General features: G+C 68.5%; 18 protein-coding genes (1 of these 18 cut by a window edge). 5 read left to right on the top strand and 13 right to left on the bottom strand.

Going from position 1 to position 20426, the window contains the following annotated elements; all coding sequences use genetic code 11:
- Positions 1 to 20: 20 nt before the first annotated feature.
- Positions 21 to 461: a gamma-glutamylcyclotransferase gene (locus tag ALLO2_RS07845; RefSeq protein WP_011435148.1), complete on the bottom strand. Its 441-nt coding sequence runs from the start codon at positions 459 to 461 to the stop codon at positions 21 to 23.
- Positions 462 to 654: 193 nt separating this feature from the next.
- Between ALLO2_RS07845 and ALLO2_RS07840 the strand changes: the two genes are divergently transcribed.
- The gene (locus tag ALLO2_RS07840; RefSeq protein ID WP_035730785.1) at positions 655 to 2136 is read left to right on the top strand and encodes an NAD(P)H-quinone dehydrogenase; all 1482 of its coding nucleotides are present in this window, start codon (positions 655 to 657) and stop codon (positions 2134 to 2136) included.
- 190 nt (positions 2137 to 2326) lie between these two features.
- On the opposite strand, the gene ALLO2_RS07835 is transcribed toward ALLO2_RS07840, so the two are convergent.
- The 4 genes from ALLO2_RS07835 to ALLO2_RS07820 all read right to left on the bottom strand — a co-directional run bounded on the left by ALLO2_RS07835 (position 2327) and on the right by ALLO2_RS07820 (position 6655).
- Entirely contained in the window at positions 2327 to 2737 is a 411-nt protein-coding gene (locus ALLO2_RS07835; RefSeq protein ID WP_011435150.1) for a DUF5313 family protein, read from the bottom strand.
- 71 nt (positions 2738 to 2808) lie between these two features.
- Complete coding sequence (locus ALLO2_RS07830) at positions 2809 to 4566, bottom strand: biotin carboxylase N-terminal domain-containing protein (protein ID WP_035730871.1); 1758 nt, start codon at positions 4564 to 4566, stop codon at positions 2809 to 2811.
- A 116-nt stretch (positions 4567 to 4682) separates the two neighbouring features.
- Positions 4683 to 4934, bottom strand: coding sequence for an acyl-CoA carboxylase subunit epsilon (locus ALLO2_RS24120; RefSeq protein WP_084588374.1), 252 nt, complete (start codon positions 4932 to 4934; stop codon positions 4683 to 4685).
- A 125-nt stretch (positions 4935 to 5059) separates the two neighbouring features.
- Positions 5060 to 6655 carry an acyl-CoA carboxylase subunit beta gene (locus tag ALLO2_RS07820; RefSeq protein WP_035730783.1) on the bottom strand — a complete coding sequence of 532 codons (1596 nt, stop codon included), beginning with the start codon at positions 6653 to 6655 and terminating at the stop codon, positions 5060 to 5062.
- A 190-nt stretch (positions 6656 to 6845) separates the two neighbouring features.
- On the opposite strand from ALLO2_RS07820, the gene ALLO2_RS07815 reads away from it, so the two are divergent.
- Both ALLO2_RS07815 and ALLO2_RS07810 read left to right on the top strand, forming a co-directional pair.
- On the top strand, positions 6846 to 7796 hold the full coding sequence (locus ALLO2_RS07815; RefSeq protein WP_035730870.1) for a biotin--[acetyl-CoA-carboxylase] ligase: 951 nt from the start codon (positions 6846 to 6848) through the stop codon (positions 7794 to 7796).
- 49 nt (positions 7797 to 7845) lie between these two features.
- A complete protein-coding gene (locus tag ALLO2_RS07810) occupies positions 7846 to 8355 on the top strand; it encodes a PH domain-containing protein (RefSeq protein WP_035730781.1) in 510 nt (169 codons plus the stop codon).
- A gap of 38 nt (positions 8356 to 8393) precedes the next feature.
- On the opposite strand, the gene ALLO2_RS07805 is transcribed toward ALLO2_RS07810, so the two are convergent.
- On the bottom strand, positions 8394 to 9107 hold the full coding sequence (locus tag ALLO2_RS07805) for a hypothetical protein (protein WP_011435156.1): 714 nt from the start codon (positions 9105 to 9107) through the stop codon (positions 8394 to 8396).
- A gap of 2168 nt (positions 9108 to 11275) precedes the next feature.
- Positions 11276 to 11716, bottom strand: a complete 441-nt coding sequence (locus tag ALLO2_RS27010) for a hypothetical protein (protein ID WP_051868615.1) — start codon at positions 11714 to 11716, stop codon at positions 11276 to 11278.
- Positions 11717 to 12127: 411 nt separating this feature from the next.
- Between ALLO2_RS27010 and ALLO2_RS27005 the strand changes: the two genes are divergently transcribed.
- Complete coding sequence (locus ALLO2_RS27005) at positions 12128 to 12535, top strand: hypothetical protein (RefSeq protein WP_232234963.1); 408 nt, start codon at positions 12128 to 12130, stop codon at positions 12533 to 12535.
- 216 nt (positions 12536 to 12751) lie between these two features.
- On the opposite strand, the gene ALLO2_RS07790 is transcribed toward ALLO2_RS27005, so the two are convergent.
- Positions 12752 to 13348, bottom strand: a complete 597-nt coding sequence (locus ALLO2_RS07790) for a TetR/AcrR family transcriptional regulator (RefSeq protein ID WP_035730779.1) — start codon at positions 13346 to 13348, stop codon at positions 12752 to 12754.
- 358 nt (positions 13349 to 13706) lie between these two features.
- The gene (locus ALLO2_RS07785; protein WP_011435160.1) at positions 13707 to 14279 is read right to left on the bottom strand and encodes a GtrA family protein; all 573 of its coding nucleotides are present in this window, start codon (positions 14277 to 14279) and stop codon (positions 13707 to 13709) included.
- A gap of 335 nt (positions 14280 to 14614) precedes the next feature.
- Between ALLO2_RS07785 and ALLO2_RS07780 the strand changes: the two genes are divergently transcribed.
- Complete coding sequence (locus ALLO2_RS07780) at positions 14615 to 15232, top strand: carbonic anhydrase (protein WP_011435161.1); 618 nt, start codon at positions 14615 to 14617, stop codon at positions 15230 to 15232.
- A 78-nt stretch (positions 15233 to 15310) separates the two neighbouring features.
- Here ALLO2_RS07780 and ALLO2_RS07775 read toward each other — a convergent pair whose 3' ends face one another.
- The 4 genes from ALLO2_RS07775 to ALLO2_RS07760 all read right to left on the bottom strand — a co-directional run.
- Positions 15311 to 16645 carry a UDP-glucose/GDP-mannose dehydrogenase family protein gene (locus ALLO2_RS07775; protein WP_011435162.1) on the bottom strand — a complete coding sequence of 445 codons (1335 nt, stop codon included), beginning with the start codon at positions 16643 to 16645 and terminating at the stop codon, positions 15311 to 15313.
- A 159-nt stretch (positions 16646 to 16804) separates the two neighbouring features.
- Positions 16805 to 17710: a TIGR03089 family protein gene (locus tag ALLO2_RS07770; RefSeq protein WP_035730859.1), complete on the bottom strand. Its 906-nt coding sequence runs from the start codon at positions 17708 to 17710 to the stop codon at positions 16805 to 16807.
- Complete coding sequence (locus ALLO2_RS07765) at positions 17707 to 19287, bottom strand: LCP family protein (RefSeq protein ID WP_011435164.1); 1581 nt, start codon at positions 19285 to 19287, stop codon at positions 17707 to 17709. The genes ALLO2_RS07770 and ALLO2_RS07765 overlap by 4 nt, the downstream gene beginning before the upstream one ends.
- Positions 19288 to 19562: 275 nt before the next feature.
- Positions 19563 to 20426 carry the 3' portion of an LCP family protein gene (locus tag ALLO2_RS07760; protein WP_035730775.1) on the bottom strand. 786 nt of this gene lie beyond the right edge of the window, so only the last 864 of its 1650 coding nucleotides appear in the window; its start codon lies beyond the right edge, outside the window; its stop codon occupies positions 19563 to 19565.

Below are 20426 nucleotides of genomic sequence, written 5' to 3'. Positions count from 1 at the left end.
CGTCACGCTGCCGTGATGCGTCATGCGGTCGGTCGCGAACGGAGTTCGGCCACGTAATCGGCGGGTGCCCCGGCCTTCTCCGCGGAATCGGCGATCATCTCGAGGTACCGGCGCGACGGGAGTCCTCCCTCGTAGGCGTCGAGAACATAGGTCCAGGCGAGGGCCTCCCCATCAAGGGTGGAGACCCGCACCCGGATGCGGGTGTACAGGCCGGTGTCCGCGCCCTCCCAGACGTCGAGCCGTTCCAGGTCGTAACGGTCGAGGTCGTACAGAAGGACGTACGCGTGAGCACCCGGAGCCTCGACGATGGTCGGCAAGGCTCCATCCCAACCGACGTTTTCACCGCCGAACGTGAGACGCCAGCCATTGATCCATCCAGTGCCGGTCACGGGCGAGTGCGGGGCCCGCTCCTTCATCTGCGCCGGGTCGAGGTTGCCGGCGTAAGCCGCGTACAAGGTCATTGTGATCTCTCGGAGGGTTACGGTGCGTGATTGTAACTGTAATTTCCGCTCATGAAAGGAGGAAGATGGCCCTACCTGACATCGCCGATGTCGGACTCCGTCTGCGATCCTACGGAGCCTCCCGCACCGGCAGGAGAGCGGCCGCGGCGGCGGGGCAAGATGATAAGGAAGCGATACCGGATCGGGAGGGCACGTGACTCGCATCGTCATTCTTGGTGGAGGGCCCGGAGGCTACGAGGCGGCTCTCGTCGGCGCCTCACTCGGCGCGACGGTCACCGTCATCGACTCGGAGGGGGTCGGTGGTGCCTGTGTGCTCACCGACTGCGTTCCCTCCAAAACCTTGATCGCAACTTCGGAGACCATGACGAACCTCGCTCTAGCTCCCGGCCTGGGTGTCCGCCCGCATAGTCTTGGCTCTGGGCCGGAACCGGNGTTGCCCCCCGTGGCCTGGGGGATCAGTACCGGCACGGACTCGGGCACCCGGCCGCTCACGCCCCCGGAGGTCGTCAATGTGGATGCGGAGCAGGTGTACGAACGGGTCCGTGATCTAGCCAAGGCCCAGTCCCTGGACATCGAGCGCCGGCTCGAGCGCGAGAAGGTCGATGTCGTGCACGCCTCTGGGCGCCTCGTCGGGCCGCACGCAGTCGAGACCAGCACCGGTGAAACCTTCGTCGGTGATGTGATTTTGATCGCGACCGGCGCCTCACCACGCGACCTCCCCACGGCCCGGCCAGATGGTGAGCGGATTCTCACCTGGCGCCACCTCTACGACCTCAAGGAGATACCCGAACATCTGGTCGTCGTCGGTTCCGGCGTCACCGGAGCCGAGTTCGCCAGCGCGTATCGGGCGCTTGGCGCCGAGGTCACGCTGGTTTCCTCGCGCGAACGCGTGCTGCCGGGGGAGGACCCGGATGCCGCCCGGGTCATCGAGGATGTGTTCGTGCGGCGTGGGATCGAGGTGCTCAACCGATCGAGGGCGGCGTCGGTACGGCGCATCGGGGACGGTGTGATCGTCGAGCTGACCGACGGCCGGACCGTTACGGGAAGCCACGCTCTGATGGCGGTTGGTTCGGTACCACGCACCAAGGGCCTGGGACTGACTGACGTGGGGGTACGGCTTGGGCCTGGTGGGCATGTGAACGTGGACCGGATGTCGCGGACCTCGGTGCCGGGTGTCTACGCGGCCGGTGACTGCACCGGAGTCCTCCCGCTCGCATCGGTCGCCGCGATGCAGGGGCGTATCGCCATGTGGCACGCCCTCGGCGAGGCCGTCACACCCTTGCGGCTCGGGACGGTGTCGTCCAACATCTTCACCGAGCCGGAAATCGCCACCGTCGGAGTCACGCAGGTGATGAAGGACACCGGGGCAGTCGCAGCCGAGGTGACCACAGTTCCACTCTCGCGGAATCCGCGGGCGAAGATGATGGGTATTGAGGACGGCTTCGTGAAACTGTTCTGCCGTCCGGGGAGTGGAAGTGTGCTTGGCGGTGTCATTGTCGCGCCGCGTGCATCCGAACTCATCCTCTCTATCTCGCTCGCGGTCGAACACGGTCTGACCGTCGATCAAATCGCACATACGTTCTCGATCTACCCGTCGCTCTCCGGATCGATCACCGAGGCGGCTCGCGTCCTGCGTACGCGCGACTTCTTCGCGGGATTCGACAACCCAGAGTGAGCAGGGGCCCGGCAGGGCCGCGCGCGGCACCTCCTGCCATCTTGGGCTGCCGTGTTGGGCCGCGGACGGCAGTCGCCGCTGCCGGGCGCTGCCCGCAGACGCAGACGAGTGGCGCGGGCACCGACCCGTCCCGACTCTCATGACGAAGGTCGGCGCGGCGAGTACTGCCGACGCCTGCCTGTGGAGAAGGCTACGAGTTGTCCCCGTCCCCCTCGTCCTCATCGTCGCTCGTGGGGAAAATTGGAGGAAAGCCATGCTGTTCCAGCCGGCGGTTCCGGAAGAACCCGCTGGTGGCGAAGCCGAGCCCGATCCCAGAAATCAGAAGAAACGCGACGACGATGGCTCGGACTTCGAGCTCACCGGGCAGCAGGGCAAAGATCAGCGCGAAGGGCAACATCAGCAGGAAGGGCCGTGTCGCCTGGCGCAGCCTCCAGCCGGGGCCGGTGAGGTCATGCGAGACCCAGTCGTTGTAGGCCGGAGGAAGGGTCCCCCCAAGCAGGTAGTGCACTCGCCCGGTCAGCGGTGGTCGCTGAACGACCGGGCGGGCCACCGCCAGCTTCCGGTCCTGGCCGCTCACCGTCGGGCTGTCGTTACCGTCCATACCTCGCAGCCTATGAAGTCTGCGGTGGAGAGGTGGCAGTCGACGGTGGGCAGGTCGAGCTTCAGTGTGCTCTAGTCTTTGATCTCACAGAGCACGGTGCCGCTGGTGACAACGGCGCCGACGGTCGCAGCCAGTCCGGTGACCGTGCCATCCCGATGCGCGTTGATCGGCTGTTCCATCTTCATCGCTTCCAGAACAATGATCAGATCACCCGCGGAAACGGTGTCGCCGTCGTTGACCGCGACCTTCACGATGGTGCCCTGCATGGGACTGGCCAGGGCGTCGCCCGTGACCCTGGCCGCCGCCGTGCCGCGAGCGCGCCGCTTGGGCGCCGCTCCCCGGGAAGCGGCGACGGGGGCAGAACCGAATCCGGCGGGTAGCACGACTTCGAGGCGTTTGCCGCTCACCTCGACAACCACGGTCTCCCGCGGCTCGGGGGTGGTGTCGGCCTCAGTCCCTCCCGCGAAGGCCGGGATGGTGTTGTCGAACTCGGTTTCGATCCAGCGGNTGTGGATACGGAAAGGCTCTGCGGCGTCCTCCGGGGCGAAGGCGGGATCCCGTACGACCGCGCGGTGGAACGGCAGCGCCGTCGCCATTCCCTCGATGACCATCTCATCGAGGGCACGCCGAGCCCGCTGCAGAGCTTCCTGCCGGGTTGCTCCGGTGATGATGAGCTTTGCGAGCAGGGAGTCGAAGGCGCCGCCGATGACGCTGCCGCTTTCGATGCCGGTATCGAGCCGGACGCCGGGGCCGGCCGGCGCGATCAGCTTGGTGACCGTGCCGGGTGCGGGAAGGAAGTTACGGCCGGGATCCTCACCGTTGATGCGGAATTCGATGGAGTGACCGCGAGGAGCCGGATCGGTGAAGTCGAGTGCCTCACCCTCGGCGATACGGAACTGGGCACGAACCAGGTCCACTCCGGAGACCTCTTCGGTCACCGGATGCTCGACCTGGAGGCGGGTGTTGACTTCAAGGAAGCTGATCATGCCATCGCGGGCGACGAGGAACTCGACGGTCCCGGCCCCGACATAGCCGGCTTTCTTGCAGATCGCCCTCGAGGCGTCGTACAGCGAGTGGAGCTGAGCCTCCGAGAGAAACGGTGCCGGCGCCTCCTCCACGAGCTTCTGGTAACGGCGCTGGAGTGAGCAGTCGCGGGTACCGACCACGACGACGTTGCCGTGCGTATCCGCCAGGATCTGGGTCTCGACGTGGCGCGGCTGGTCCAGATACCGCTCGACGAAGCATTCCCCGCGACCGAACGCCGCGACCGCCTCCCGGACGGCACTGTCAAACAGTTCGGGGAGCTCCTCCGCGGTCCAAGCGACCTTCAGTCCGCGCCCTCCGCCACCAAAAGCGGCCTTGATGGCAACCGGAAGGCCGTACTGCCCGGCGAAGGTGACAACCTCATCGACGCCGGCCACGGGGTCTGCGGTGCCGGGCGCGAGCGGCGCGCCGACCGCTAGTGCAATATGCCGGGCCGCGGTCTTGTCTCCGAGACGGCGGATGGCCTCCGGCGGCGGGCCGATCCAGGTGAGGCCTGCGGAGATCACGGCCTCCGCGAAGTCCGCATTCTCCGAGAGAAAACCGTATCCCGGGTGGACGGCGTCGGCCCCGGAGGACTCGCAGGCATCGAGAATTTTGTCGATGCGCAGGTACGAATCACCAGGGGTCGCGCCTCCCAACGCAAATGCCTCGTCAGCAACGCGTACGTGCAGGGCATTGATATCTGGTTCCGCGTAGACTGCGACGCTGGTGTATCCGGCGTCGCGGCAGGCGCGGGCCACTCGAACCGCGATTTCTCCCCGATTGGCGATGAGGATCTTACGCACGTCGCTCCCGTCCTCGTCCGGCCTGCCTGCGTGTAGGTGAGTCGGGCCGCACATTTTGCTGTCATTGTACCCAGATGTGATGCTGCAGACATCCCGACGTCATGTCTATCGGTTGATCACCAGTCGGCTCGAGTGCGCGCACCCGGCGTCATCCCGGACCTTTGCCACGCCCCCGGTCCGGTGGTGAGACTGCCACGGAGCGCCAGCGTCGGGCTGGCCCAGGACGAACGGCGGGNGGCCGGNGCCGACGAGGGAACGGCGCGAGCCGTCAGGAGCGCCACCACGGCGGCGATCTCCTCCGGCGTCGCCTCACCGCGGATCAGCTGCAGCCGAGGCTGACTCGCCCGCCTGTCATCGTCCTGAACCACGTTTTTCTCCTCGGTACCTCGAGTAGCTGGTGCGTCGTACGTATGCCGTCCGTGGGCCCGCGGCCCGGGAGATCTCCGCCGCGGGCGGATTCCCCTTCCGGCGAGCCGGCGACGGCAGATCCCGCCTATAGCGGGATGTTGCCGTGCTTCTTCGGTGGCAGGGATTCACGCTTGGTACGCAGCAGACGCAGTGCTCGAATGAGCTCGCGCCGCGTTTCCGACGGGCTGATGACCGCGTCGAGATAGCCCCGTTCCGCCGCGATGTAAGGGGTCGCGAAGTGATCGGTGTAGTCTTGGATCAGCTCGGCCCGACGAGTCTCCGGTGACTCGGACCTGGCTAGATCCCGTCGATAGATGATGTTGACGGCACCCCGGGCGCCCATCACCGCGATCTCGGCGGTTGGCCAGGCAAGGTTGATGTCCGCCCGCAGGNGCTTGGACCCCATGACGTCGTAGGCACCGCCGTAGGCCTTCCGAGTGATCACCGTCACTTTCGGTACGGTGGCCTCTGCGTAGGCGTAGANCAGCTTGGCGCCACGGCGAATGATGCCGTTCCACTCCTGGGAGGTGCCGGGAAGGAAGCCGGGGACGTCGACCAGAGTCAGCACCGGGATGTTGAATGCGTCGCAGGTCCGGACGAACCGGGCGGCCTTCTCGCTGGCGTCGATGTCGAGGGTGCCGGCGAACTGCATCGGCTGGTTGGCGACCACCCCGATAGAACGTCCATCCACCCGGCCGAATCCGACGATCATGTTCTGGGCGAACTGAGCGTGGACCTCGAGAAAGTCACCCTCGTCGAGGACCCGCTCGATGATCTGGTGCATGTCGTACGGAGTGTTCGGGGAGTCGGGGATGAACGTGTCGAGATCCGGGTCGATCTCGGCGTCCAGATCGTCCACGGCGTCGTAGCTCGGGGCGTCGTCGAGATTGTTCGACGGAAGGAACGACAGCAGCGCACGGGCGAGTTCGAGGCACTCCGTCTCGTCGGCCGACTGGAAGTGCGCGACACCGCTGCGGGAGTTGTGGGTGTGTGCGCCACCCAGTTCCTCCATGCCCACGTCCTCGCCGGTGACCTCCTTGATCACGTCGGGGCCGGTGATGAACATGTGGCTGGTCTGGTCGACCATCAGGGTAAAGTCGGTGATCGCCGGAGAGTACACGGCGCCACCGGCGCATGGCCCCATGATCAGTGAGAGCTGTGGGACGACGCCGGAGGCCATCACGTTGCGGTAGAAGATTTCGCCGTACAGACCGAGGGAGACGACACCCTCCTGGATACGCGCTCCGCCGGAGTCGTTGATGCCCACGACGGGGCAGCCCGTCTTCAACGCAAGATCCATGATTTTGACGATCTTCTCACCGAAGACCTCACCCAGGCTGCCACCGAAAACGGTGAAGTCCTGGCTGAACACGCAGACCTGCCGGCCGTCGACAGTCCCGTACCCGGTCACCACGCCGTCGCCGTACGGCCGGTTGGCCTGGACGCCGAAGTCGTGCGCGCGATGGCGGGCGAAGGCGTCGGTCTCGACGAACGACCCGGGGTCGAGGAAGGCCTCGACCCGTTCGCGGGCTGTCATCTTGCCCTTGGCATGCTGCGCGTCGACCGCTCGCTGGGACCCGGCGTGGACGGCATCATCGTTCACGCGCCGCAGGTGGGCGAGTCGGCCTGCGGTGGTGTGCGGGTCGGGAGCGGAATCCTCTGCGGACGCGGGAAGAGCCATAACCGGCAGCGTACGACCCCCGTGGGTCCACGCGTGTGATTGATGTGCAGCGGATCTCACCGGATAGGCGAGATTCGTGGGCCTCCGGCGAGTTGACCGTATCCCGGATCAGCTCGCCGATCGTCCGCCGATCGTCCGCCGATCGTCCGAGTCGCCGACGGGTGACCGGACGGTCTGGCAGGGTGGACCGGTGCCACCCTCGAAGGAGCCCGCACCCGCGGGACCCTCTCCCGAGCAGCCCGCGTCCGGCAAGCTCCCGTCCGGCAAGCCCTCGCCGGCGTCCCCTCGGGCCCGCCCTGCCGGAGAGGGGCGATTCTCGTCCGTCGGAACACGTGAACCGCTGGACGCCGCACGCCTCGCGGCCCGTGCCGCCGCGGTCGGTCTCGACCTGACGGTGGTAGAGGAGACCGACTCGACCAACGCCGCGCTGGCGCGCATCGCCCGGGGCGAAGACACCGCCCGGGGCGAAGACACCGCCCGGGGCGAAGACACCGCCCGCGGCCGGGGACGGGTTCTCGTCGCCGAACGGCAGACGGCGGGTCGTGGTCGGCTCGACCGATCATGGGAGTCTCGCCCTGGTGCCGGGTTGACGGTCTCGCTGCTGCTGCAACCCCGGCTACCGATGTCACTGTTCGGCTGGCTGCCCATGGTGGTCGGAACCTCGCTTCTGGCGACGCTACGCGAGGTGGCGGCGGTTCCCGCAGTCCTGAAATGGCCCAATGACGTTCTCGTTGACGATGCGAAGCTCGCCGGCATCCTGGTCGAGGTCGTCCAGGTCCCACTATCGTCACCCTCGGTGATTATCGGTTTTGGGTTGAATGTCATGGCGGAGCGTGACGAGCTCCCGGAGCGGTCGACAAGCCTGCTGCTCAGCGGCGCGCTTCCGGCGGCTCTGGACCGGACCGAGCTGCTCGGGGTGGTACTCGCGGATCTCGTCGGGGCGATCACTGGCTGGGAGGCCGACCCGCAAGCGGCTCGCGCGGAGTACCTACGGGTGTGCGCGACGATCGGCAGGCGGGTGCGCGTCGAGCTGCCGGACGGTTCGGCGGNGCTCGGGNCCGCCACCNACGTTGACCCCNACGGCCGGCTCGTCGTCAACGGGCGACCCTACAGCGCCGCCGACATCGTTCACCTGCGGTGACGAGGGACCCGGCAGTGATCTGTCCGCCCGAGATGCGACGATCGTTGCCGTGGCGTTTCCCGACGATATCCTCACCCAGGACGAAGAGGTTGTCCTTCATGTGCACCCGCACTGGGTCAGCCTGGTAGTCCCGGCGTTCTGGACGGTTGCCGCCCTCCNTTTCGCCGTGCTGGGGGTTTTCTTCGCACCCGGAGGGGTGTTGCAGAAGCCCATCCAGTATCTCGTGCTTCTGGTCGCCTTCGGTGCGATCGGTTACCTGAGTGTGATGCCATGGTTACGTCGGATGACGACCCATTACGTCGTGACGAACCATCGACTGGTGATCCGCGAAGGGGTCGTCACGCGGGTCGGGCGTGACGTCCCGCTCGCCTGGTTGGTTGGCGCGACGGTGCAGCAGAACGTCATCGACCGGCTTCTGGGCTCGGGTGAGCTGATCATTGAGGCGGTGGGGCAGCGGGGCCGGGTCAGCCTGTCGTGTATGCCGCACGCCGAGCGGGTGCAGGAAACCCTCGCCGATCTCTCCGCGCCCTACCAGTCACGGGGCTATCCGGGGGCCTGACGCCGGGACGGCCGGAGGCGGTAAGCACGGCAGATCCGTCACACCGGATCGAACTCCCGCCACCATGCGAGCAATTTGTCGGCCTGCGGATCCTCCGTGGCGAAGCCGAGACGCTCGTCGTCAACCGTCCAGAACACCGAGAACCGGCCGGGTCTTGCATCGCACAGGAAGGTGCCACGGCGTCGGGAGCCGCGTGCCCAGCGTTCGATGCCGGTCTGTCCCTGATAACAGTCGCCGACGTCGGCGAGGGCTGCGGACCGGCGGGCGATGTCGCGGGTCAGGGCCGAGGCGTCCCGGTAACGCAGGACGAGGATTCGAGCGGGGGCTGGAGCGTCGGTCGCCACCCCGGGGACGCAGCTGAGGGCCGCCTCCACGCCATCGGGTACCGCCTGTCCCTCGCTGGGCGGCGCACTCGTGCATTCGTCGACCGCGAACGGCTTGAGCGAGGACCGCAGCCGGGCCTCGGCGGCGTCGAGCGTCGGGCCCGGCGACGGTCCGACGCCGGGCCCTCCGGAGGCCACGGTGCCTGCGGTGCCCGTCGTGCCGGACGCCGACGGGTGGCGACCGGCGGGGCTGTCGCTCGGATCGTGGGTCACGGCGAGTCCGATGGTGATGCCACTCGCGATCAGAGCCGCGATGATCAGGACGATCGCGGTGAGGGGTCCACGACGCCACCACGAGCCGGTTCCACCGGATGGATCCTCGTCACCGTCGGCCGGATTCCGCGGGAATCCGTCTTCGGAACCGTTCACAGGTATCCGGCCTCCCGAGGAAGGTCAGCTCAATGGCGGAGTGGATCGAACGACTTCCACCATCTGTTGAGGTTACCCGGATCTTGATCATCCGCGGAGAACGCGATTCGATAGTCGTCGTAGGNCCAGAACTCGTAGAAACGCTTCGCGAAGAAGTAGCACAGCCGGGTGCCACCGGTCGACTCGGCCGGCGAGCTCCACTGCTCCGAGCTCTGCTGGCCATCGTCGCAGTTCCCCTCGTCATAGTAGTACGTTTCACGGGCGCCGATCTGCCGGTCCATGGCGGACTGACTCGGGAAGTGGAAGGCGGTGACCTCGATGCCGCTGGAATCCTTGCAGACGAGGGCGGCGTCGGCGTAGGCGCTGTCACGGTGTGCGGGGACGGCGCATCCCGTCATGACGACCGGGTTCAGTAGTGAGCGGAGGATCTCCTGTGGATTGCCGGCCGGCTGNCCNCCGCNCCCCGACGCTTCGATGGTCGATGTTCTGGCGACGGATTGTCCGCTCGTCGTGTCGGCGCCGTCCCCGCCGGTGAAGACGACGACTCCGAGCAGGATCACCAGGGTCAGGAGGAGACCGCCGCCCGCGAACAGCAGGCGTCGATCCACGCTGACCTCGTGCCGGGAGGCCGTGCCGCGCTTGGCCATGGGGGCCAGGGGGGCCACGGCGCGCTCGGTGAGCCCGGGTCCGGCCGCGCCGGCGGGGATTCCCGTCGGGTGGACGGGCGGCTCCGGCGGAAGTCCCGGCAACAGCCCCGGTAACGACGAGGGCCGTCTGGAATCCGCAGGCGCGCCGAGCCGCACGGCGGTGGCCGTGTCGACCGAGGGGGCGGACGTGCCGAGGAGATTGACGGGCGCCGACGCTGGAAAGCCGCCGGTCGGGACAGGCGTCCCGCCCGTCAACGGGTGGTCGGCGGGTGATACGGGAAGCGGAGATGCGCCGGATGTGACCGGAGTTCCGCTCACCGAAGGGAATCCGTTCGGCGGGTTGACACCGATTGTCGCTCCGGGAGTTGGCGCCGGATAACCGATGGGCGGTGCGGACGGCTCGGCCTGCGCGTCAACGCCGTTCGTGGACCTGCCCCGGGCCTCGAAGGCTCCGAGGAAGGCCGTGTCACCGTTCGTGCCGAGCCCGGTGCCGGTTTCGGCCGCGAGGGTTCCGGGCTGGTTCGCGAGGGTTCCGGGCTGGTTAGGGTCGCCGCCCTGGATGCCGGGCCGTCCGGTGGGCGGGGTCAGGCGATAGGTGAGGTCGCCGTCGTCCGGCCACGGTGACGATGGGGTGTGGTGTGGGGACATCGACACTCCGGAGGACGTCTGAGGTCCCGAAGGCAGGGGGGGCCGAAGGCCACCGGGGAGTCAGAGCTGCCGGATCTGGTTGGCGAGCCGTAGTAGAGCGGACCGGGCGGGCCGGCCATGCCTGTGGGTGGCCCGGGGGGGCCCGGGGGGCCGGGAGGTCCCTGCGTCCCCGACCGAGCCGGCAGGCCAGGCGGTCCCTGCCCGCCCGGACCAGGCTGGTCCGCCCGGGCGGACCAGGCGGGGGGGCCGGTGGGCGGGGCGGAGCCGGGCGGGGCGAGAGATTCGGGTGGCCCGGGGGGAGCGGGAGGCCATGACGGAGTGGAGGGCGCGGGCGGCCCCGGCAGGCCACCCGGACCGGGCAGTCCCCCGAAGCGGGGGGGAACCGTGGGAACCGCGGGAACCGGCGGGCCCGGNGGCAGAACCGGGCCTTGCGGNATGGAACCCGGCGGCGGTCCCGAGCCCAGGGCCGACGGCGGTGGGACCGGATTCGTGTATGGCGGAGGCGACAAGGCATGCCCCGGCTCCACCCCTGGTCCCCGGTGCAGTGGATACAGGATGGTCCGGTCAGGCCCGTCCGGGTCTGCATCGGGGCCGCTCCCTGGCCGCGGCAAGTCCGGCGGTGGCTCGGACACCTGCGACGCTTCGTTGTCGCCTTGGCCGGGGCTGGGCACGGTTCCTCCCGAGATGGGTGACAGGTGCGACCCCAGCGTAGGCCCCTCACCACCCGGATATGGGCGATGTCAGGCTACTGCGTCACAAATACTGCTCTATCACCACCCGCCCGGCCGAAGGCAAGCAGGCAAGATCGAATTCACAGCAAACGGCGCCCCGCCGTGTGGACGTGGCCGCGTCCCGGCGGCGTCCACCGCGACGTCAGGCCTTGGGCACCGGATCGAAATTACTCCACCATTCGTACAGGGCCGCCCCGTCGGGGCCGGTCGCCATGAAGGAGACCAACGTGGAGTTGTAGGACCAGAAGATGAAATGATCACCGTCACGTACGTTGCAGACGGCCGTGCCCTGGGTCGCACCCTCGTGGAAGTTCCAGGTAAAGACCTCGTCGCCGCCCTGCTCGCATTTGCCTCCGGTGGTGGTGACCAGGGACTTGCGCACCTCGACGTCGCTGTTCAGATCACTGGTGGTCGCGTAGGAGTAGGCGGCTACCACCTTCCCATCATCCGAGTTGCAGAACAACGACGCCTTGATGTGGCCGCCCTCGGCTTCGCTGTTGGGCTCGCAGTCCATCATCACGGACGAGTCGAGCTTGGCCAGCAGGGCGTGCTGCGCCGAGGTGAACTGCGCCGAGGGACTCACACTCGGACTCACACTCGGACTCGGACTCGGACTTGGCGAGGGCGATGACGATGGGCTTGTCGAGGTCGGCGAGGCGCTGGGGCTTTCGGACGCGGCCACCGTGCCCGGGTTGTCGGAACCTCCGGAGAGGAGCGCAACCGAAACAACGATCAGGAGGAGTGTCGCCGCCACCGCGGCAGCGATGATGGTGTTACGCCGACGTTGAGAGCCGCCGGGCCGGGGGGGCGCCCCCGGCGGCGGATAGCCTCCGTAACCGTCCGCCGCGGGGTAGCCCTGCTGCTGATAGCCCTGTTGGTAACCCGGCTGATAGTTCTGCTGATATGCCTGTTGCGGATAACTCTCCGTGGGATAGCCGCCGACGGGATAATCCTGGCCGTAGCCCTCGCCGGGTGGGTAGCCCCCACTGGGTGGGTGGACCGCCGTCGGGGGGTACTGATCGGTGCCGCGGTACGGATTCTGTGCGTACTGGTGCTGGGGGTGCTGGTGCTGGGGGTACTGGTGCTGGGGGTGCTGGTGCTGGGGGTGCTGGTGCTGTGCGTACGGATTCTGTGCGTACTGGTGCTGGGGGTGCTGGTGCTGGGGGTACTGGTGCTGGGGGTGCTGGTGCTGGGGGTGCTGGTGCTGGGAGTACTGTGCCGTGGGCGGGTAGCCGCCGGGCTGGTTGACGCCGGGTGCGCTGTCGCCGATCAGGTGGGTCTCGTCTTCGTCGCCGAACGGTGCCGAGCCCGCGGAGTACGGCGAGGCGGAATAGGAACCACCAGCGTTGCCGTCAACCCCTTGGGTCTGGGCGTCCGGGTCCTGGGGGCCTGGGCCCGGTGACTGCATGACGTCCTCCTGCGCTGCGCGAAGAGCGGCCCCTGCCCGCACTCGTGATCTTGCTGATCCCGCCGTGGTGCCGGGCGGTTCTCGCAACCGTCCATCTGTGTTAGAGCGGGACGGATCGCCCCGTTCGGCCCAGGTCGGGCTCGATGCTCGATGTTAGGAGCTTTGTGTTCGGAGGGGGATCCCGGGTCGTCTTGGAGACAAGGTGTCGGATCAGGCCGCGTAACGGATCACGATGTCGTCGACGATCATCTCCAGGAACGTCTGATCGACCGGGTCTCCGGTCAGCAGCACCCGTTGGAGGATGACGGCGGNTCCGAGTTCTATGAGTACCGTGCGGTCGACGTCCGGGCGGACCTCGCCGCGGGCGATCCCGCGTTCGATGATGGCTTCCGAGCTCGCCTGGCGTTGCATCCAGAGGCCGCGGCGCAGGGCGTCGCGCAGACCGGGATTGCGCGGCATCTCCGAGATCAGTTCCGCGAGGATCCGTCCCCGATCGCCGCGGATCGCGTCATGGAACGAGGTCAGGAACTCAAGGATGTCCAGGCGGAGGGAGCCGTTGTCGGGTGCCGGCATCCGCTGCTCGGTGAAGGCGTTGACCGCGTCCATCACCAGGGCGAGCTTTGACGGCCAGCGCCGGTAGATGGTGGCCTTGCCGGCTCGCGCCCGGGTGGCCACCCGGTCCATCGTCACACCGTCGTATCCGACCTCGGCCAGAAGGTCCAGGGTGGCGGTGCGGATCGCCTGGTCCCGGCTCTCGTCGCGAGGTCGGCCGCCGGGGTGCGACGACGCGAGCGAGAACGGGGTCACGACACACCCTCCAGGTTGCTGCGGACTGGACGGCGCTCCACGCGGCGTTCCCGGTAGCCGATGTGTCTCGCTGGATGGAGGGCTGTGGGCGCGCGGCGCCAGCCTGGCCCGCCGAGCGTAGCCCACCGGCGAAGGTTCGGGAACCGTTCGGTATCGGAACTGGGTTGTTCCCGACTTGTCCGCCGGGGACGGTGAGAGGGCGGAACGTCCTGTTCCGCTGTCGTGCCGTGTCGGCGGGCGTGTTGGGCGTCCGGGGTGGCGGCGATGCGCGGTGCGCCTGAAACGGCCGGTCCGGTGCCGGAGCAGGTGGCGGAATGCGCGCCGGGCCGGGGTGTCGGGCCGGTGGCCGCTGGTGCGGTCAGATCCGGCCCGCATGCTCCGGGATGTGCCGACGACCGTCCTGACGGGCTCCGCAGCTCGTGGCGGCCTTGGGGTGGTCCGGGTGGAGGAAGACCCACTTCTTGTAGGCCCAGAACCGGAATACGGTGCCCAGCCCGGTGCCGATGATGTTACCGAACAGGTTGAACGCAAGTACGCCCTTGAGATCGAGTACATAGCGTGCGAACCCGAGGCAGCCGAGCGCGATCAGCAACCCGACCGTATTCAGGATCACGAAGAGTGTGTACTCGCGACGTAGACCGGTTCGGGCGCGATGGTTGAACGACCATTGCCGGTTCCCGATGTAGGAAAAGGTGGCGGCGACCACCGTGGAGACGGTCTTCGCGCTGAGCGGACCCATTCCGAGAAGCGTGTGGCACAGGTTGGAGACGAGAAAGTCGATGGCGTAACACGCACCGCCGACCAGCCCGAACTTGCCCATCTCGTGGACGAGTACCTGCACCGGTGAGCGGGTCTGTCGGTGTCTCACCACGGGCGACCCCGATCGATATTTACCACCCAGAGAGAGTACCGGCTGCTCCCGGCCGCCCACCGTGCCACCCCCGTCGACGGTGGCGTGGTGGACATCCGCGGCGAGGCCGGCTCACCGGACATGATGCCGGACGTAGCGGTGAACGCGCCGGCGCGTGGTGGAGTCACCGGGTAGCTGTTCCCATCTCTACGCTAGGTGATGCCACCAATCCGGTGCGGCGGGCAACGTGAGTGGCACAACTTCGGCAAAAACTCGGGAACGTTGGCGAAGCTGGGCCCATGGACGGCATCCTGGCAGTTGGAGAGTGGGGACCATTGATCGGAAGGACGCATCATCATGATCCGCTCGAGTCGTTGGCCGAGCCGTTGATGCCGACGTCAAGGACCGATGACCACGTGGACACCGATGACCACACCGCTGTCGACCCCGTTGCCGATGTCCATGCAGACGATGTCCATGCGGACACCGTGCGCCCCGCGGATACGGTGAGCCCGGTGAGCGGCGCTGCCACGGCGACCGAACTCCTGCTGAGCTACGCTGCAGGTCACCCCGCCCGGCGGCGGGAGGCCGGGCTACCTGCCCTGCCCGGCGCGCGGCCGCGCCTGGGCGTCGCGGTGGTTGCGTGTATGGACGTGCGGATCCAGGTGGAGGCCTTGCTCGGTCTTGTCGAAGGTGACGCCCACATCCTGCGCAACGCCGGTGGTGTCATCACCCCGGATGTGGTCCGCTCGCTCGCCGTGAGCCAGCACGTGCTGGGAACGACGGAGATCATTCTTTTGCATCACACCGGGTGTGGTCTCGAAAGGATCACCGACGACGGGTTCCGGGACCAGTTGGAGTGCAAGACGGGCGTTCGTCCCGAATGGGCCGTGTATTCCTTTCCCGATGTCGAGGAGGACGTGCGCAAGTCCGTCAGGGTGCTGCGTTCGTCGCCGTTCCTGCAGTCCACCACCTCGGTACGCGGGTTCGTCTACCAGGTGGAGACCGGGGCACTGGTCGAGGTTCTGCCGTAGAGCGGTCCACGGCGGCGTGGGGATAGGCCGCATTGTCGGATCGTCGTCGGACCAAGCTTGCTCGGTCCGGTCGGTGGGTCACGCGAGTGGCCGTCCGAGCGCGTGGTAGATCCAGCCGGCATCCCGCCAGACCGCGGGATCCAGGACGTGCCGTCCGTCGATGACGATGGGTCTGCTGACGTGCGGCCGTAGGGCGGCCGGGTCGATCTCGCGGAACTCACTCCATTCCGTCAGGACCAGGACGATCTCCGCGCCTGCCACGGCCCGTATCACCGAGTCGGTGTAGTGCAGGTACGGATAGTGAATGCGGGCGTTCGGGATCGCCGCGGGGTCGTAGACGGACACGTGGCCGCCGGCGCGGTGCAGCGCGGTGGCCACGTCGAGGGCGGGCGAGTCGCGGATGTCATCGGAATTCGGTTTGAAGGCGGCACCGAGGACCGCCACCATCCGGCCCGTCGGCGAGCCCCCCAGCGCCTTGGTGGCCAGCGCCACCGTCCGCGTCCGGGCCCGCGTGTTGACGGCGTCGACCTCGGTGAGGAAGGCCAGCGCGGAGCCGACTCCCAGCTCGTCCGCACGGGCCTGGAAGGCACGGATGTCCTTGGGTAGGCAGCCGCCGCCGAAGCCGATGCCGGCCTGGAGGAACCGGGGCCCGATCCTGGGGTCGTGGGCCAGGGCGGCGGCGAGTTCGGTCACGTCCCCCCCGGTCATGTCGCAGATCTCGGCCATCGCGTTGATGAAGGAGATTTTCGTCGCGAGGAAGGCGTTCGCGGCGACCTTCACGATTTCGGCCGTGACGAAGTCGGTGACGATGACGGGTGTGCCTTCTTTGATCGTTCTGGCGTAGACCGTCCGCAGCCGTGCCTCGGCGGTGCCACCCGGGACGACCCCGAAGACCAGGCGGTCCGGCCGCAGGGTGTCGTCGACGGCGGACCCCTCCCGGAGGAACTCGGGATTCCACGCAAGTTCCGCGCCCGGGGCGCCGGCGGCAAGTCGTCCGGCCAGCCGGGCCGCGGTGCCCGTGGGAACCGTCGACTTGCCCACCACCAGCGTCCCGGGCCGCAGCCCGGCCGCGATCAGACCATTCGTCGCCGCCTCGACGTGGCGCAGGTCCGTCGCGCCGGAATCGGGCCGTTGCGGTGTTCCCACGCAGATGAAATGCACCTCGGCCCGGTCAACCGCCTCGGCGAGCGAACTCGAGAAGGTCAGCCGTCCCGCCTCCAGGTTCTTGCGGAGTAGCCCTTCCAGACCGGGCTCGAAGAAGGGCACCTCACCCGCGGCGAGCCGCTGCGTCCTGGTCGCGTCGATATCGACACCGATGACCTCGAAACCCAGTTCCGCCATGCACACGGCATGTGTCGCGCCCAGATAGCCGGTGCCGATGACGCTGAGGTGAAGAACCGGTGACGTGCTCACGTCTGAGTGACCTCCGCTGCACGTGGTAAAGACGGCCGCCGCGCTGCCCCAATTCTCNTTGGCCGTCGCGCCGTTCGATGGTCACGCCGTCTGTGAGCCGCCCGGATGTCGGGTATGGTCATTCCCCGGCCGCGGCCCGATACGGGGGTCGTACGGGTTTCACCCGAGGCGGGGGAGCGGCAGCGACCGGACCCCCGCGGGCAGTGGGCTGGGCGCGTGCCGCAGGACTGATCGGCCGACGGCGGTGATTTTCTCCGTCTCGATGCGCCGCGGGAGCGCGGCGCTGTCGAGATGCCGGCACAGCACGATCGACGAGCCTGCGACCAGGGGAGCAAGCAGCGAACCGACCAGGCCCTCGGTCGTGGCGAGCGGCGCGGTGAACAGCACCCGGTCCGCGGGTCCCAGGCCCCACGCCCCCGCGATCGCGGTACCCGCGCGCAGCAGCGCGGCCTGCCCAGGCGGCGCTGCCGGGGCGGCGAACCGATCGCCGTGCGGGGGCACCTCCGCGGCGTAGTCGAGAACCCCGGCGACGGGCCTGCGCATCCGACCACCCAGCGGGCGCAGTGACAGGGCCACGATCTCGTCCACCATCAGGCCGAATGCCTCGTCGAGCCGGTCCTCGGCCACGAACAGCGCGTCGAGGGGGGTCGCGACCGGGAGCTCCCCGCCGGCCTTCTCGGCGTCCCCGCCGTCCTGCTCGCCGGCTGCGTCCCGGACGAGGACCGCGTCCATCCCGGCCGACCAGGTGGCGAGCAGGATGACCGAACTGAGCCAGTGCGTCGGCAGGTGGACGCCGACCCGGTCACCGATGCCGAGGCCGAGCGTGTCGACCAGCATGTTCGCGGTCTTCGCCACCCAGTTGTCGAAGGTGGTCGCCGAGAATTCCACGCGTTCGCCGGTCGCGTCGTCGTAGAAGGTGACCAGCGGGCGGGCGGGATCGGTGGCCAGCCGGTGCGCGAGGACGGACGCGATGCCGCGANCCCCCGCCGCGGGTGCGGCGTCGGCGTCCGCGGCCNGGCCAAGCAGCGTCCGTGCGGCGACCAGCCGCGGCACGGAGGCGCTCATGGCGTGCACGAGGGGTCGGAGGGAACGGGACCGACCGGAGCGGCCGCGGTGCCTGTGGTGCCGCCGACGCCGGCCCCGCCGGCCGCCGGGGTCGGCGTCGCGGTGCCGCCGATCGTGGTCGCCCGGGTGTCACCACCGGCGGCGGTCGAGGTCGTCGAGATCCTCGTGCCGACGGTTGCCGCCGCGCCCGGCAGCCCACCGCTGGGCAGGCCGGAGCTGGGCAGGCCGGTGAAGGTGGATCCGAGGACGAGGACGAGGCCGGCCCCGGAGCGGCCGGCGTCCGCGACGATCCGGCTGCCGGGGATCGTCGCCGCCAGGGTGCGTGCCGCAGCCTCCTGGCCCGGGGGATGGCGTACCTCGGTCAGAGTCTGGCGGGTCGATGTCGCGGCGGTCATCGGCCCAGTGAAGCCGCGTGCCCGCAGTCCGTCGACCGTGCCGGTGGCGAGTCCGGCACGTCCCGAGGCGTTGCGGACGGCGGCGATCGAGACCTGGGCGGGGTCGAGAGTTCGCTGTGCGGGAGGCTTGGTGCCCGCGGGCAGCAGCGGAGCGAGGACCTGGTCGAGGCCGGCCTGATCGACGATGAGTACGGCCCCGTGCGGGGGAATCGAACCCAGGTCGTCAACCGCGCCATCGGAGCGCAGCGCGATGTGCGTAGGGACTGTCACGAAGTGAATTCTTCCCGGACCCAGCTCGCTGACCCGCTTCGCGAGCTTGAGCATCGCGGTCTGGTCGAGACCCTGGTCGATCCGCAGCGCGCTGCCGACCGCACCGATCAGTGAAGTGATCTTGGCTGGGTTGGTGAGCACTCCGCTGCTGGTCGCTGTCGCCAGCAGCTTGGAGAGGAACTGCTGCTGGCGCAGAATGCGAAGGCGTTCGTCCCCGAGCGCGTAACGGGTCCGGACGAAGGCCAGCGCCTGATCACCGTTGAGACGGTTCTCGCCGAGCCGTCCGCTCCATCCCGACATCGAGTCGTGCAGGTTGCGGGTGCTGCCGTTCGGTAGGGGCGTCACGCACACGCTCACGCCTCCCACCGCGTCGGTCATCGTCTTGAAACCGGCGAGATTGATCGAGATGGTATGGTCGATCTTCAGGCCGGTCAGGGACTCCAGCGTGGTGACGAGACCGGGGACGTCCGCCAGCCCGAGCACCTCGGTGAGCTTCGACCGGCCGTCGTGGGCGGTGGCCTTCTCCCGCGGCACCACCGGGACGAGCATGTCCCGGGGGAAGGACAGTAACGTGGCCGAGCCGTCCTTGCCGAAGTGGGCGATGATGGTGGTGTCGGACCGGACGCCGTCCACCACGCCGTACTCACCCCCGGTGCCCTCCCGGCTGTCGTCGCCGAGCAGCAGGACGTTCTCCTCGCCGTCCGCGCTCGCCGGGCGGGCACCCTCGATGTCCCAGTCGACGCGCGTGACGGCCTTGTCGAACTGTCGGTAGGCGGCCCACCCGATGGTGCTCAGACCGAGAACCAGCACGGACAGCAGAGCGACGGCTCCAACGGACAGCCGTCGCAGCGGGGAGCGGTGGCGACGGGGCCCACGTGGGTCCAACGCGGACGGCAGGGCCGGCGGGCGCATGGTATCGGGGCTCACCTGAGTCGAAAGCCCTCCTCGTTCAGGCGGCCGGGGCGGGAGAACCCCCGCCGGAACGCATGCCGCGGCCGTCGTGGTCGTGATGTGGCAGCCGTGTCCGTCTAACTGGACGTTCCGGACGGCCAAGACGTTGCCATGACAAGCACGGATGTTCGCGGCGGGGTTGATCTCGTCTCCGGCCGTAGTGCGGACGGCGCGGAATGTGATCGGACGGTCGGGTGAACGATCAGTCAGCCGGCGGTGAGTCAGACGGCGAGCGGTTAGTACGTGCACCCCGAGGTGAGATCCGCGGCCGTTGACGGTGAGGCGGGAGGCGGGTCCGCCGTAGCGGACCCGCCGGTCGCCCCNGCGGCTGTGCCGGNACCACCGGTCGATCCGGCGCCCCCGGCCGCTGGACTCGGGTTCACCCCGTTGTAGGACGTGCCCAGGACGAGGGCGATGTGGCCGGCGGGGACGGAGGCGTCCGCGCGCAACCGGCTGCCGGGCACGTCGGCCTGCACGGCATGGGCGGCGGCCTGTTCGCTTGGGCGGTAGCGCACCTGCGTCGTCTCCACCACGCCGGCCTGCCACGTCTGCGGCGGGCCGACCCGGAAANCGGCCTGCCGCAGCGCCCCGGCGGCCTTGGCGGCGAGGCCCCCCACTCCGGCGCCGTTGTAGACGTCGATCAGCACCTGCGCCGGGTCGACCGTCGGAGTCGGTGCCGGGGTAACGGAGGACTCCCGCGTGTCACGGGCCCGCCCGCGCAGCGGAGCGAGGAACTTCTCCAGCGTCTCGGGGTCGTAAAGCTGCACGGAGCCGAACCTCGGCAGCTCCCCCACGGCGTTGCCGCCCTCGGCCGGCGTCGGGGTGTGTACGGGGATCGTCTCGAACCGGATCTGATCGGCGGACATCCCGCGCAGCCGTGTCGCGAGCGCGCGCATGTCGTTCATGCTGGTGCCGTCATCGACGGTGAGCGCCCTGGTCGCGGCCTGGAGCAGGTTCTCCAGCCTGACCGGGTTGGCGAGCACCCCGGTCGTGGTTGCCTGGGTGAAGACGGCGCCGATGAACTGCTGCTGACGGCGGATGCGATCAAAATCGTTGTCGGGTAGGCCGTGGCGTTGGCGGACGAAGGCGAGTGCCTGCTC

Origin of the sequence: Frankia sp. Allo2 (genome assembly GCF_000733325.1) — a bacterium.
GTDB classification, from domain to species: Bacteria; Actinomycetota; Actinomycetes; order Frankiales; family Frankiaceae; genus Frankia; species Frankia casuarinae.
This window is presented reverse-complemented; position numbering and strand designations above follow the sequence as displayed.

Excerpts from the sequence above, each read along its gene's own strand:
- ALLO2_RS07845 (WP_011435148.1), bottom strand. The coding sequence starts at position 461 with ATGACCTTGTACGCGGCTTACGCCGGCAACCTCGACCCGGCGCAGATG.
- ALLO2_RS07835 (WP_011435150.1), bottom strand. The coding sequence starts at position 2,737 with ATGGACGGTAACGACAGCCCGACGGTGAGCGGCCAGGACCGGAAGCTG.
- ALLO2_RS07765 (WP_011435164.1), bottom strand. The coding sequence starts at position 19,287 with ATGCGCCCGCCGGCCCTGCCGTCCGCGTTGGACCCACGTGGGCCCCGT.